This window comes from Bartonella sp. AP1QHHD (genome assembly GCF_042196265.1).
GTDB lineage: Bacteria > Pseudomonadota > Alphaproteobacteria > Rhizobiales > Rhizobiaceae > Bartonella.
In genome coordinates this window covers 24898-40116 of the sequence record NZ_JBHIPW010000010.1, presented here as the reverse complement: position 1 = coordinate 40116, position 15219 = coordinate 24898, and the positions used below count along the sequence as shown (strand labels likewise).

Below are 15219 nucleotides of genomic sequence, written 5' to 3'. Positions count from 1 at the left end.
AATACCATCATCCTCTTTGCCACTTTCCAAGTGCACCAACCCTTGCCTATCGAAAACGCTCATAAGAGATTAGAAACTTTTTTCTTAAACAGTTTTTATCTCTCCCCATCCGTTTGTAACATGAAAGAAAATAGTTTTAATGGCTTTAATATAAAAGGGGATAAAATAAGAGATCTCACAGTATGTGAGACTCTCTTTAAATTAAGACATTGGTCACGACCTTTCCCAACCTTAGATAACACATTGAATTTATAATGATAATATGGCGTTATTCATATTGAATGAGAACTCTGAATACCGTAAGATCCTCTCATTCCCAATTTGTTCCATATAGAATCAACCAAAACCTCTCGCTTGCACGTTAAAAGCGGGAAGAGACGTGTGAGTAAAACTATACAAGAAAGAAAGGCATGCCTCTTATGAATTATCTCAAGCGCCAAGACCTGTCTTAACATTGGCGGCTAGCATATAATATGATGGTGTCGGCTTTCTTCTTCACAAGCATAAAGATAGGGGTGCTCAATGGCTTTATCGTTATACTATTCACAGGCGCCATTGCGAAATGGGTGTGACGAGCGTTGAGAGATGTTGCTTTAAAATAAGCCCGTGAATTGGCAACGCAAGTATATTCCATTTGAAGCGTTCTGTTTTACGTGATGGGTATGATCCCATTAAAGAACGCTATAAACAAAAGCGTGAAGCAATGCACTATCTTCATTAGGAAACTCCTCTTCAAAACGATCTAGGAAAGATAGCAACCTGCTATGGCTATCAACGCTATGATAGCTCCACCATATCTATCATCCTATAGATTATTCTCAATATCATCATTGAAGAAACTTCTAATAGAATTGTATAAAAATTTTATAAAATAAAGCACTCAAATAATCTAGATATTGGAAGGTTTTTCTTCCACAACAGCAACAATAAGCCATTGAGCTGTAAGAGCTGGTTTTTTTAACTTTTCAATTTCCACCGTAACCCCATAATGGAAAACCACTCGACCAGAAGGGCGAATTTCTGCGTCGTCTAACACAAAATGCGCACGTATCCGTACCCCTGTTTTCACAGGACTCATGAAGCGTACTTTATCGAAACCATAATTAATCCCCATTGTGCTCCCTTCCAACTCTGGAAGAGCTTCATAAGCGAGCGTAGACAAAAGCGATAATGTTAAAAAACCATGAGCAATCGTGCCGCCAAAAGGTGTCTTTTTAGCCTTTTCCTCATCAACGTGTATCCATTGATGATCATCTGTAGCACATGCAAACTGATTAATCATATCCTGTGTAACAAGACGCCACTCCGATAATCCCACTTCTTTCCCAATAAAACTGGTGACATCTTGTACTGTTATTTTTTGCTGCATAACGCTATTCCTATTTTATTTGATAAAAGAAACCACCCCTCTTGCTTTTATAAAATCCATTGATTAGAGCATCAAGAATAAAAGATTAATTGTCTTAAAAACAAATGCACCTTATGAATGAGAAAAGTTCTTTAGCAGAATAGTTTTCAAATAGGAAAAAAGAATGGCAAGCAATGTGAACCTAACAGGTTTAGCGCATGATTTGAAACAACGTGCAGAAAACCATCCCCCCATCCGTATTGGACTGATTGGTTGTGGTGAAATGGGCACAGATTTATTATCAAGTATTGCGCATATGGATGGTATAACAGTCGCTGCTGTAGCCACGAGGACACCGTCACGTATTTTTGATGCCGCTACACTAGCCTATGGCGAAGATGGACATGTCTGTGAAGTTGAAAATACTTATGCTCTCACCCAAAGCATTGAAAAGGGTTTGATTGCAGCAACAGATGATATTAACCTTGTTTTGCGCCATGAACAAATTGATATTATCGTTGATGCAACAGGCTATCCCGAAGCAGGAGCAGAGATTGGTATCAAAGCGCTTGAGAATAACAAACATCTTGTCATGATGAATGTTGAAGCAGATGTTACAATTGGCGCTTATCTCAAACATGAAGCAGAAAAACGAGGGCTCATTTATACACTTGGTGCCGGCGATGAACCTACTTCTTGTATGGAACTCATAGAATTTGTTTCAGCCCTTGGACATAAGATTGTTGCAGCGGGTAAAGGAAAAAATAATCCTCTGCGCTTTGATGCTACACCTGATGCTTACGAAGAAGAAGCATTCCGGCGTAATATGAATGTGCGTATGTTGGTTGAATTTATTGATGGTTCCAAAACGATGGTTGAAATGGCAGCCATTGCCAATGCCACCGGACTTCTCCCCGATTGCCCAGGAATGCATGGACCACGAGCAGCGCTACAAGATTTAAACAAAGTGCTTATTCCAAAACAAGATGGGGGCATTTTACAGCAATATGGTGTTGTAGATTATTCAATAGGTCAAGGTGTTTCACCAGGTGTCTTTGTCATTGCCGAAATAGCACACCCACGTTTACGCGAACGTATGGAAGATTTAAAAATTGGCCAGGGACCTTACTTCACCTTTCATCGCCCCTATCATTTAACAGCAATGGAAGTTCCCCTCACCTGCGCACGTATTATGCTTTATGGCAAAAAAGATATGGTCCCTCTTAGCCATCCCGTAGTAGAAGTCTGTGCTGTTGCTAAAAAAGATTTACATCCAGGTGATCCGCTAGACTTTATCGGTCTTTATACTTATCGTGCTTGGATAATGAACATCGCAGAAGCACGCGCTCACCACGCCATTCCTTGTGGTCTTCTAGAAAAAGCAACAGTAACAGCTGCAATTAAAAAAAACGAACTCATTACAATACATAATACTGCTATTCGTGAAGATCAATGGATTGCGCGTCTTCGTGCTAAACAAGACCTTTTACTTCATAGCCCTTCTTCCGCTAAGCTATAAATACTCCTGAATTACCTTACTTAACAGTATCCTTCCCTTAGGCAACAGAATAACCCAGAATACACTTCTATCGCAAATACAGGTTTATGTTTTAATAAAAGCATTTTCCAACGATGCACATTACCACTTCCCTCTCACAATATGTCCCGTAAATGCGACAGTATAAACCACTCCATGAGATGGCATAAGATTCATTGTGTATTACTATCTTTACTCTATAAAGATACAAACCAGCACCATCATTTATTTGCCAATACTACAACAGTCCTTGAACCTTAGAGATAATTCATAAGAAGAATTTTTACTCTTTTTTTTTAATAATTTTGTCCATACACGAACACAACTTGTTATACATAAAAAATACTTTTGATGTATTTAACATAAACAAATTTGAATGATAAATAATAATTTCTCATTTTTCTTATTGCATAAGAGCCATGAATACAGAGATATTTTTATTTTATCCTCTTATAAAAAATAAAAAAATTTAAAAAGGATAAAATATGCCTTTGATGAATAATCTTCATATGAGAGAAGATAGACAATATTAAAAAGCTGATAAAGATAATGAGTATACTAGCCTTATTACTAGGGAATAAACATAAACTGTAAAAAATCAGGTTACATTATTTTGTAAAAAACCATAAATGCAGGACCTTGAACTTTAATAATGTTAATAAAAGCCATATTTAGTATTAAGAATAGTGATTTTTATCCAATACAGTATAAATAAGTCAAAATATTTATTTTTTCAAAATCATGAAGCGAACAAAAAAATCATCGACTTTGTCGATGATCTTTCTGCTAAAGTGTACTGAATATTGCAAAAAGAGATACAACAGTACCTAATACATCCCCAATACTTAAAGAAGCAAGAAGTGATAAAATACCTATTCCCCCCAAAAGGCTGAACCTGAAAAGGCAGCAGCTTTTTCAGCTTTTCCTAAAGCAATAACATCTTGTTTCTCAACGCCTTGAATAACAACTCTATCCACAGCTTTAATAGCTACATTTTTTTCTAGTGTAGGAATAGTAATTGCTATTCTCTCTTGAACTTTATTTTTTACAAAACTTGCATTTCCCTCTATAGTTTGTACAAAAAAAAGAATAAATAGTGTAAAAGTAAATGAACATACACGATTTTTAAATATTTTAAACATAGCTTTCTTTACTCCTCTTTTTCTTCACTGAAAAAAATGAAAGAATATTCACATATATAAAAACCAAAAATTATATTTAATCATTTATATAATTGCACATAATAAAATATTATATGTAATTTTGTTATTATAATATAACACATTATGTATTACATGTAAAGATAAAAAACAATAAATGATAAAAAATAATTTATTACTTTTACACCATAATAAATCAAGATACTAACAGTAATATTATTTTGTCATTTTTATTGCTATAATTAAAAATAATAATAATTTGTTAAATTTCTTATTATAAGAAATATTACGAAACAAATTAATTTAAAAAATTATATAATAGAGCTTTTATAAATAATTTAAAATGTAATTAATTTTAAAGAACTATAAAATTTAAAACTGCCAATATAATGATATATGATTGTCTATCATTTCAATAAAAATAAAAATGAAATAGTACTTAATGGATTTTTATTATATCACTTATCAGTAATATTGAAAAATAAAATTGGTAGCGAATAAAAACTTGATCTAAAACAAATCTATCCTAATAAAACAACCTTAAAATAGTGTACTCATTTTCTATAAAATAGGTATAAAAATGTAAAAAAGCAATTAAGATCTCTATTTTAAAATGGAAAAGACATTAATAAAATGATTCTCAAATTTTACTGATATATAAAGAAAAAAATATCGCATAGCATCTTCAAAGAGGTAATTCAGCCCCCTTTATCTCATACAGCATAAAGAACACAAAATATTGACTTTCAAACCTAACAAAACAAACGCATAAAATAAGTAAATCTATCAGATTTACAAAAACATTATAAGCAATACTAGAGCTCCAACAAACTACCTAAAATTAAATAAAAAGAGAGTCATGAAAAATGAAATGATCCCCAAAATACTGAAAAACAACTTTCTTTCTTAATTTTCATAAAAGTTATTCCATATTTTTCGTCAATATTGTAGAGCGCAGCCTTATTTATATTTTGAGTAATTATATTTACTCTGTATTAGTAAAAAATAATTCTCTTTGAAAAAAAATTTTGGCAATATTCACATAACTGTCTGCAATTTGTGCAAAATAAATAATAATAAATAATTAATCAAATGCTTGAAATAAAAGGAATAGGATAAAATTACTAAAAAATCATATTTTCAATAAATAATAAAAAATATTTTTCATTATTTGATGTATAATAATTTAATATGTATGAATATTTACTTATTAAAAATGAGAATATATATCAGAAATAATTACAAAAGATAACTATCTTGAGAAATATTGCCTCATATTACAGAAAAATTGCGTTGGCTTTGCTCAATAAAAGCTTCTCTATTTTTAACAAAGCTCTCATTTTTATGCATCCATATGTGATGTAAAAAGACGCCTATTTGCGTTTCTCTTATAGATAGATTAAATAGTGACAGCACCTTCGATCACTTTGTCTATGTTAACTTCTCTTTTAGGCAATAATTTATGGTATCTAACAGGCCTTTTCTCGCTCTTTTACCTTTGGGCGCACACGAATATCACGGAGAGCACCTTCCTTTCGAAACCGACTGGATTATAGCTGAAGCTTTTGCAAAAGCTCTCACTTTACAAACAAAAGAGCAGTTTCATATCGCACTTTTACCGGTTGAAAAGATTGGCTATTCTATAGAACATATGGATGTTACAGGTACACAAACCCTTACCTTTTCTGATGCGATTAAGCGATGGATAAAGATTGGTGAAAACTGTTATCACAAAGGGATCAACCGTCTTCTTCTTCTCAATGCTCACGGAGGAAATTCACCTTTAATGAGCATTGTTATCACCGAATTACGAAAGCGCCTTTCCATGCTCGCTGTAGCAACAAGCTGGAGCCGTTTTGGTTTACCACAAGGTCTCATGGAGCCATCTCAACAACATCTTGATATCCATGGAGGCTTTATCGAAACCTCTCTCATGCTCTATTTAGCACCAGAAAAAGTCCATATGGAAAAGGCAGAAAATTTTCATAATAAACAAGCGGATATGATTGCCAATTATCGGTATTTACGTGCTTATGGTCCTCATGCCTTTGGTTGGACAATGAAAGATCTAAATACGCAAGGTGCGGCAGGAAATGCAAGCAAAGCAACACCACAAGCCGGTGAAGCAATCTTTTCTCATGTTCTGTCTCAGCTTCGTGATTTACTTGATGATATCAATCGATTTAACATAAACACATGGCAATAAAGAACAATAAAAGGTCTCTCCATGGAAACGATACACCCCAAAAAACTTCCCGTTACGGTTCTCACAGGCTATCTTGGTGCTGGGAAAACCACCCTTCTCAACCGCATTCTCAATGAAAATCATGGCAAACGTTATGCCGTCATTGTCAATGAATTTGGTGAAATTGGTATTGATAATGACCTGATCATTGAATCAGACGAAGAAATTTATGAAATGAATAATGGCTGTGTTTGCTGCACCGTGCGTGGTGATCTCATTCGCATTCTGGAAAGTCTGATGCAACGTTCTCATCGATTTGATGCGATCATTATAGAAACGACAGGGCTTGCTGATCCCGTTCCCGTAGCACAGACCTTTTTCATGGATGATACTATCCATGAAAAAACAGCTCTCGACAGTGTCATAGCAGTCGTTGATGCAAAGCATTTTCCCTCTCAATTAAAAACAAGTCGTGAAGCTGAAGACCAAATTGCTTTCGCGGATATTATTCTTTTAAATAAGATTGATCTTGTCACCCCACAAGAACGCAGCCATGCTGAATCCCTTATTCTGGCCATTAATCCTCGCGCTATACTCTATACAACACAGCGCACCAATATCCCTCTTGAGACACTCCTTAATCGTGGTTTTTTTGATCTCCAACGGACTCTCGATCATGAACCTCATTTTCTCGATCACGAACATACACACCAACATGCCAACCATGTGTGCGGTCCCGATTGTCATCATGACCATCATCACGCATCCACCATTCATGATATTACCATCACTTCTGTAAGTTTAAAAACAGATGCTCTGCAACCAGAAAAGTTTTTCCCTTGGATCCAGCAGGTTACACAGCAACAAGGGCCTGATATCTTGCGTCTTAAAGGCATTATCGCCTTTCAAGGAGACGATGATCGTTACGTCATTCAAGGGATACATATGCTTCTTGAAGGACAACATCAACGCCCATGGCGTGAAGATGAAAAACGAGAAAGCCGCCTTGTCTTTATAGGACGCTCTCTTGATGCTGAAAAATTAAAAACTGGTTTTGAAAATTGCGCATAAGTGAGTGATAATGCCAAACATTACCCATTATGATCTCAAAAGTTACTGCCTTTCCTGCGGTTTTATAGGCAATAAACCAGCCTTTGTTTCCGTAGAAGGTTTCATTGTTTTTTTTAATCCAACCCCACAAATCGTTGAAGTTCACCAAGGAATAATTTCAAGCCATTTTTCCCATGACAATACCGCGATCATCACCGGTGGAGAAGATGGAAAAGTCTGTCAAACAACCGCAGCAGATCACACGGAATTGTTAAGCCAAAAAGAACGCAAATGGATAAACAACGTTGCTTTTGGTCCACAAAAAGCTTTTGCTTTTTCCTCTTCACGCCTCGCATTTGCGCATATTGGAAAAGAACGACAAGAGCTCACACATGAACGCAGTGTAGAAGGCCTTGCTTTTGCCCCAAAAGGTTTGCGACTTGCCGTTGCCCATTACAATGGAGTCACTCTTCATTGGTTATCAACGCAAATATCTCCCACCACATTGGTATGGAAAGGAGCTCATTGTAGTGTCACCTTTTCACCAGACAACCGCTATGTCATTTCCACCATGCAAGAAAACGCCTTGCATGGCTGGCGTCTCACTGATAATCAGCACCTCCGCATGAGTGGCTATCCAAGCAAAGTCAAAAGCTGGTCTTGGAGCGCAAAAGGAAAATGGCTAGCAACATCAGGTGCCTCTGCCGCAATTGTTTGGCCCTTTCATACAAAAGATGGCCCCATAGGAAAAACACCACTAGAACTAGGCACACGAGCAAATGCACTTGTTAGCACCGTTTCATGCCACCCAAACAAAGAAATTGTAGCAATAGGCTTCAATGATGGAATGATTTTAGCGGCACATTTTCATGATGGAAAAGAAGTCCTTCTAAAAGGTTGTGGGAAAAGCGCTATCTCAGCACTTAACTGGGATCAAGCAGGGCAAAACCTCTCCTTCGGTAGCGAAAATGGTGAATGTGGTATAATCAATATCACTGATTAAATTACACCGACAAGCGCAATTATCGCCTATAAAAAATGCCCACACAATCCTCCAGAAATCTTATCCCCGTGCATCTCCAGAGCTCTCAGAAATCCTATCTCCCTAATCTCCCCCCCAAAATCTCCTAAAATCTTCGTAATCATTAAATCTTCCCTCTTCCTTTCCTCCCCCCCTTTAGACAAGAAAATACCTTAAACATGTTTTTTGACCTTTTAACATTGCTACCCCCATACAAGAATAAAAACATCACCCTCAAGACCGCCCCCCCATCTCCCTATAAACATCTATATAGGCTACATACTTCCACAAAAGCATTTTTCTTAAAAATTTGGCAAAAAATAGCTGATATCATCATTAAAACAACAATTTATTCCTACGATCAGAAGAAGGGAATGCAACACTATTTTCCTAAATAAAAAATTTTTTGATTTCCCCTTCTAAAGGGCAAAGTTTCCTACGAGCAGCCTTCTACACTTCAGTTTCTTGCCTAGAAAATTCCATCTAATAATCATTTCATGGAGCTTCTATTACCGCCCTCTGTTACGGTATCTCCTTCATCTCCGGATTCTGTTCCTTCTCCTTCTGCCCTTGTTAAACCAAAGCCTTCTGGGTCTTTTGCCCCTGTTAATCCTTCGTCTAATCTCTCTATACCGCTTGATGTTCCGCCTGAGCTAGGGATTAGAGCGGTTGTTCCACAGGTTCCAACTTATCTTCTTTTGCCAAATGCCTTATTTCATGCTGGTTTAGTGGATATGACCACGCAAAATAAGACGTTAGAGACAATGCGGAATGCTTTTCATTCCTTTGGGAAAGATGATAAAAAGACAGCCTTTTTTCTGCGTGCTTATGGGGGGAGCCATCACTATGCTTCCAATTTATCTGCTTTTGAATATGGTTATGGTGCTGAGCTCGATTATAATGCATTTCAAGCAGGTGTTTTGTTAAACGAGATTGAGAGTTTATATGGTCGTACATTCTTTGGAGTTTTGGGAAACTATGGAAATCTTTCTCTACACCCTCAGGATGTTGAACAAAGCAAAAAAAGCGCATTTAATAAATGGTCTGTTGCTGCCTATGGAAATTTGCAGCATGATACCGGTTTTTATATGGATGGGGTGGTATCGTATGGTCTTTTTAAGGGAGATGTTTTGACCCTTGCACGGGGCAAGGTTGTGGCGTTAAAGGGTAAACAATTTAGCGGTTCTTTAACGAGTGGTAGAACGTTTGCAACAGGGTATAAAGGTGTTGTTTTTGATCCGCAGATTCAGGTTGTTTATCAGCATCTTCAGTTTAATCAGGCGCGTGATATTGATTTAGGAAAATTTCATGCAATAATTCAGAATGCTCACTCATCATTCTACATATTGAATAAAAACTGAATATTATAAATTTCTTTCATTTCAAACCTGTTTATATTTAATCAATTAACCCCTTGTCCATCACAAACGAAGCTGGCATGCAAAGAAGGACTTTTGAAAAAAGGTGAATTGCTTCTTATGAACATTCTCGAGTGCTAAAATCTGCGCAAATATTGAATGCTGAAAAAAGAATGATGATATCCGCGCATGACCGCAATAAAAATAATATCCTGTATCTTATCGAAATTTCTCTGCCACCTATTCATTTACAAAACAACAACCGTAACAACACGATAAAGCATACTTTACTTTTATTATAATTTGACCTCAAACTCCCTCTGTTTGTTCTAAAAATAAATATTTATCCAAAATTCTTAAGTAAAAATCCTAAAAAAGGAAACAAATAATATGCGTATTAAATGATATAAACGTGAATAAAGTTCTAAAACAAAATTCAAAACAATGCATAAAACTCATAAAGACTAAACTTATGATCTATAAAAATTAATAAAGAAATGGACAAAAACAATCATCAATATCGCATTTTTTGAAAGATTATGCCACAAGCATTCAGCATTTAAACTTCTCATATTCACAATGAAATCTGTCCTCATATCTTGACATCAAAAATTTTAGAAAAATTTCTCATCGCATAAAAGAAAGCATCTATTGTAATCTTTTATATCAAAAAAAATAACCATATTGATGAGGCAAAATAAATTTCAATACATTAAAAGGCAGAAAATCTTCTGCCTTTTAACTAAAAATACATATTGCACCTCTTCAAAAAAGATGGCGCAACCCAGCAGAGAAACTGGCTCCAGAAAAACCAATTTTCTTAAATCTATGCTGATAAGTGACATCTCCATGAAGAGAAAGTTTTGATGAGAGACGGGCATTAAACCCAACCCCTGCTTCCAAAGAAGAACCAAAGGAACCTAACTGAAAATCGTTTTTAAAAGAAACGAATTGCTTATCTTCAAAACTATGCAAATAAGAAAGCTTACTATAAAAAGAAACTTCACGTCCCTCTTCCACAACACCTAACGTCTTGCTTAAACGCCCACCAACACGCCCCACCCATTGATGAAATTTTCCTAAATCAACATCAAGATTATCAATATCACGCGCCTGATTAAACTGAAGATGCTGATAAACAACCTGAATCTGCGGATCAAAAACAACACCTTTATACCCTGTTGCAAACGTTCTACCACTCGTTAAAGAACCGCTAAACTGTCTACCCTTTAATGCCACAACCTTACCCCGTGCAAGGGTCAAAACATCTCCCTTAAAAAGACCATACGATACCACCCCATCCATATAAAAACCGGTATCATGCTGCAAATTTCCATAGGCAGCAACAGACCATTTATTAAATGCGCTTTTTTTGCTTTGTTCAACATCCTGAGGGTGTAGAGAAAGATTTCCATAGTTTCCCAAAACTCCAAAGAATGTACGACCATATAAACTCTCAATCTCGTTTAACAAAACACCTGCTTGAAATGCATTATAATCGAGCTCAGCACCATAACCATATTCAAAAGCAGATAAATTGGAAGCATAGTGATGGCTCCCCCCATAAGCACGCAGAAAAAAGGCTGTCTTTTTATCATCTTTCCCAAAGGAATGAAAAGCATTCCGCATTGTCTCTAACGTCTTATTTTGCGTGGTCATATCCACTAAACCAGCATGAAATAAGGCATTTGGCAAAAGAAGATAAGTTGGAACCTGTGGAACAACCGCTCTAATCCCTAGCTCAGGCGGAACATCAAGCGGTATAGAGAGATTAGACGAAGGATCTAAAGGATCAGAGGACTGAGAAGGCTTTGGTTCAACAGGGGCAGAAGGAGGAGAAACAGTATCCAGAGATGAAGTGTCCTCCGGAGCAGAGGGCTCAGATGGCAGAACATCATTAGTAGAATCTTCAACTGGAACAAACGGTGCAGGCATAGGTTGCACAGCAGAAGGAGCCTCCGGAACTGTTGGTACAGAGGGAGGCTCAGACGGAACTGGTGCAGAAGGGGGCAGCGTCGAATCCGTAGGGATAAATGTTTCAGACGGTTCAGATCCTTCAGGCAAAGAAGGTGTAGATGGTATAAGTGGAGGCTCAACAGAAGGGGGTTGTTCAGGTGAAATAGTCTCTGTTGGTCGTTTAGAAGGAACCGTCTCTTCTTCAGATTGAGGAGGTAAAACTGTAGACGTTGGCTTAGAAGCAGTTTCAGAAGAATCTAATTCAGGACCAATGTAAACACTTTCGAGACGAAAATCCCAAAAATCCCCTTCTCCAACAACCAATCTATTCTTTGGATCTGCATTTCCAGAAGAAGAACTTGGACCATAGACACGAAGTTTATATTGATAAGGAAATCCATTCACCGTAGTATAACTATTGGCTAACTTAAAAGAACTTTCCTCTGCTGTCCCAGCAACTTGAACAAGTGAAATACTTTGACTTCCTTTATTGCCAGCTTCTCCTTCTAAGGTTTTGGAAAATTTCTCCATCATGAGCAGTGTACTTCCCAAAACATTCCCGTAGATCAAAATACGATCAGTTTTTTGAGGATTAAACGAGCCGTCATTATTCACAAACGCACTCATCTTAATCTGCACATTTCCCTTTGCATTATAGGCTTCTTTATCATATTGTATCCCCTCTATTGGATTTATGTCATTTAGATTACTTCCTTTCTCAATATATACTTTTCCAATATATAGCGTTTGATAATCTTGAGATATAAATTTATCAAAAAAAATTGTGCTATCAGAAATGCTTATAGACGAAAGTAATGAATCTACAGGAAGAGATTCCTGTAAATCTGTATGTTTCCTTTTGGTGAGATACCATGCAGAGCCATTTGTTAATTCTAAGTGAACAGTTGATGCATCCTCAACACGAATACCCCCTGTAAGGATAGAATCCTTTGCTTTCACCAATAGAGAAGAATTATTTTGAGCCTTTAACAATAAATCACCAGAGATCTTTGTCCTTTCTGTTAATTCAATGGTAGCTTCAGCTCCATAAATATCATCTCCCGTACTATAAATGGCAATACCATCAGGAACTGAAAAAGTTGTCTGTGACAAATGCAAAGATGCTTCACCCCAAACAATTTTTTCTACTTTTGAAAGTTTTTCACTCCCTACCTTAAACATATCACCCCATACATCTGGATCTAATCCATAAAAATACAGACCGTATACTCCCTCACCCTGAACAGAAATATTGTTTTTTTCTATCTTAATACTTGTCTTTTTAAACGCATTTGATGAAGCGTATTCTTGAATCAATTTACCTTCAGCATCTGCATAACCTGCAAAATTCGTAATCAAGAAGCCATGCATATCAGTCAGCTGAATAGAATCACCACGCAAATGAACATTACCACCCTGTGATATGTCAAAAGCTCTTGGAAATTCATCAATAGTTTCATTATCAACTACAATCGTGTGTTTCTTACCTTTGCCCTGAATATTGGTTGTATCAATAAGATATTTTCCCCCAAATTGTGTTGAAAACGCACCAATCTCATTAAAAGTAATAGTACTGCCTGATATCCTAACGAATGCATCAGAACTACTAACAAATCCAATCCCTTTTGCATTCAAATTATCTGATGCAATATCAATATTTACGCTCACTAAAGCAATATCGGTTTTTTTTCCTTCTGCACATACAGCTTGCAAACTACCTTCAATCTTCCCTCTATTCATCACAACTTGCCCGTTCTGAACACGAAAACCGGACATATCCTTAATATTTGAATTGGTTAGAACAAGCTTGCCATCATCTTTTACAGATGCACTATATAAAAATGACTGCTTTGGCCTATGCGAGATAATATTTGTCTCTAATAAATTTAAAACAGTTCCCTCTTTTTCTATAGAGAAGACAGCAATAAAATCATCTAGAGAAGAGACAGAAGGAGTATAATTTTTATTACTTATCGTATGTTTTTTACTATCGCTATATGTAAAAAAACTCCCTGATACATTACAGGAAGTTCCTAAATTATTAGGATTCGCATTAACACTCACGATTGGCAAAAAAGAAACAATAGCCGTTGTAATAAATAAAAATCTATACCCGCTTAATACATTAACCATAACTTTATTCCCAATTTGCCTTTCTCCCCTGTTAGTTAAAAATAAAAAACATTCCCCATAACATTAAGTTAAACACACTAAAAATAGCAAGTATAAAACTTAAATAATCACTTTATACTTCATAAAACACTCTATAACTTATGTAAAATTACTCTATATTTCATAGGCACCTAAAAACGATAGTATAAACCGCCTGAAAAAATAATCCCTGAAAAACCACCTTTTCTAAGGCAATGCTGATAAGTTACATCTCCATGCAAAGCAAAGTTTGAAGACAACTGAGCCTTCAATCCCATTCCAGTTTCTAGAGAAGAGCCAAAAGCCCTTATTGGAATTCATCTCCAAACCGCACACGTTGTTTTCCTCTAAAACTAATGGCAAGCTGAAGCTTGCAATTGAAAGAAACAACAAGAGCCTCTTCAGAAGCAGCAAGCATCTTTCTTAAAGACCACCAACACGCATCACCCATAAATCAAGTTTTCCCATCTCAATATCAAAACCATCAATATCAGACGCCTTATCAAACCGCACATTTTGATAAATAACCTAAACCTGCGGATCAAAAATAACCCCTTTATGCCCTGTCGTAAATGACTTGCCCGCAATCAATGAAGCACTCAAAGGTGTTTCCTTCAATGTTGCTGTCTTGCCTCTTGCTTGCGTGAGAACATCCCCTTTAAATAAACCATAGGAAAAAAGGACATCTATATAAAAGCCTGTATCATGCTGCATGCTGCCATATACTGTAATAGACCATTTATCAAATGTACTTTTTTGCTTTCTTTAACATCTTGAGGTTGTAGAGAGTTTTTTTCCATTATTCTCCATTATTCCAAAGCTCAAAGTGTGATGTGTATCCTCAATCGCATTGAGCAAGACACTTGCCTCTATACCATGAACATCAGAAACCTGAATCTTACCTTCATCAAAGGAAAGAACCACCCTGCTTCACACCAAACACAGATTGAGATAACGTAGCATTTCTACCACTTTTCTTTTCGCCATTTCCTGTAATAGAACTCTTTTTAAAAGAAGTTTTATTATCTTTTGACACAACCACTGCTGATGTAATCTTCTCAGATCTCTTTAATTCTAAAATTCCATCAGTTCCTGAAAGCCTTTTTCCCCTTTACTTTTTTGCGGCTTAATAACTATATTATGAATTCGTATTGTAAAAATAACACCTGTAGTCCTCCTATCCAATCCACTCATATATAACTTATTACGACTTCCAAAAGTACGAGAAGCATCAACTGTATCACACGAATACGACTTAAAAAGAGAATTACACGAGGGGTTATAATCTTCTGCACTCACATCTATATTGTGCACGAAGAAAGAAATAGAGGTCGTAAGAGAACACACACATAGCGTTTTAGTACTTTAATCATAATTTAGTCTAAACTTCCTTTATTTTATTCATAAAAAACTGAAAAGACACACCTAGTTCATCTACTTATTATGTACCGTT

General features: G+C 36.2%; 7 protein-coding genes and 3 pseudogenes. 6 read left to right on the top strand and 4 right to left on the bottom strand.

Going from position 1 to position 15219, the window contains the following annotated elements; genetic code table 11:
- Positions 1-419 precede the first annotated feature (419 nt).
- Positions 420-718, top strand: a pseudogene (locus ACFIME_RS01660) (integrase); the annotation flags it as partial.
- A gap of 171 nt (positions 719-889) precedes the next feature.
- Here the strand turns inward: ACFIME_RS01660 and ACFIME_RS01655 are convergent.
- A complete protein-coding gene (locus tag ACFIME_RS01655; RefSeq protein ID WP_375640770.1) occupies positions 890-1369 on the bottom strand; it encodes a MaoC family dehydratase in 480 nt (159 codons plus the stop codon).
- 163 nt (positions 1370-1532) lie between these two features.
- Between ACFIME_RS01655 and ACFIME_RS01650 the strand changes: the two genes are divergently transcribed.
- Entirely contained in the window at positions 1533-2867 is a 1335-nt protein-coding gene (locus ACFIME_RS01650; protein WP_375684390.1) for an NAD(P)H-dependent oxidoreductase, read from the top strand.
- An 890-nt stretch (positions 2868-3757) separates the two neighbouring features.
- Here the strand turns inward: ACFIME_RS01650 and ACFIME_RS01645 are convergent.
- Complete coding sequence (locus tag ACFIME_RS01645) at positions 3758-4027, bottom strand: hypothetical protein (RefSeq protein WP_375684389.1); 270 nt, start codon at positions 4025-4027, stop codon at positions 3758-3760.
- 1480 nt (positions 4028-5507) lie between these two features.
- On the opposite strand from ACFIME_RS01645, the gene ACFIME_RS01640 reads away from it, so the two are divergent.
- From ACFIME_RS01640 to ACFIME_RS01625, 4 genes and pseudogenes are all read left to right on the top strand, one after another.
- Positions 5508-6251, top strand: coding sequence for a creatininase family protein (locus tag ACFIME_RS01640; RefSeq protein WP_375661860.1), 744 nt, complete (start codon positions 5508-5510; stop codon positions 6249-6251).
- A 21-nt stretch (positions 6252-6272) separates the two neighbouring features.
- Complete coding sequence (locus ACFIME_RS01635) at positions 6273-7301, top strand: CobW family GTP-binding protein (RefSeq protein ID WP_375661859.1); 1029 nt, start codon at positions 6273-6275, stop codon at positions 7299-7301.
- Between the two features lie 10 nt (positions 7302-7311).
- Positions 7312-8283: a WD40 repeat domain-containing protein gene (locus ACFIME_RS01630; RefSeq protein ID WP_375661858.1), complete on the top strand. Its 972-nt coding sequence runs from the start codon at positions 7312-7314 to the stop codon at positions 8281-8283.
- 533 nt (positions 8284-8816) lie between these two features.
- Positions 8817-9611: pseudogene (locus tag ACFIME_RS01625) on the top strand (autotransporter outer membrane beta-barrel domain-containing protein); the annotation flags it as partial.
- Between the two features lie 813 nt (positions 9612-10424).
- Here the strand turns inward: ACFIME_RS01625 and ACFIME_RS01620 are convergent.
- Together ACFIME_RS01620 and ACFIME_RS01615 are read right to left on the bottom strand one after the other, a co-directional pair.
- On the bottom strand, positions 10425-13748 hold the full coding sequence (locus ACFIME_RS01620; RefSeq protein WP_375684388.1) for an autotransporter outer membrane beta-barrel domain-containing protein: 3324 nt from the start codon (positions 13746-13748) through the stop codon (positions 10425-10427).
- 170 nt (positions 13749-13918) lie between these two features.
- Positions 13919-14645 (bottom strand): annotated as a pseudogene (locus ACFIME_RS01615) (autotransporter outer membrane beta-barrel domain-containing protein); the annotation flags it as partial.
- Positions 14646-15219: the final 574 nt, after the last annotated feature.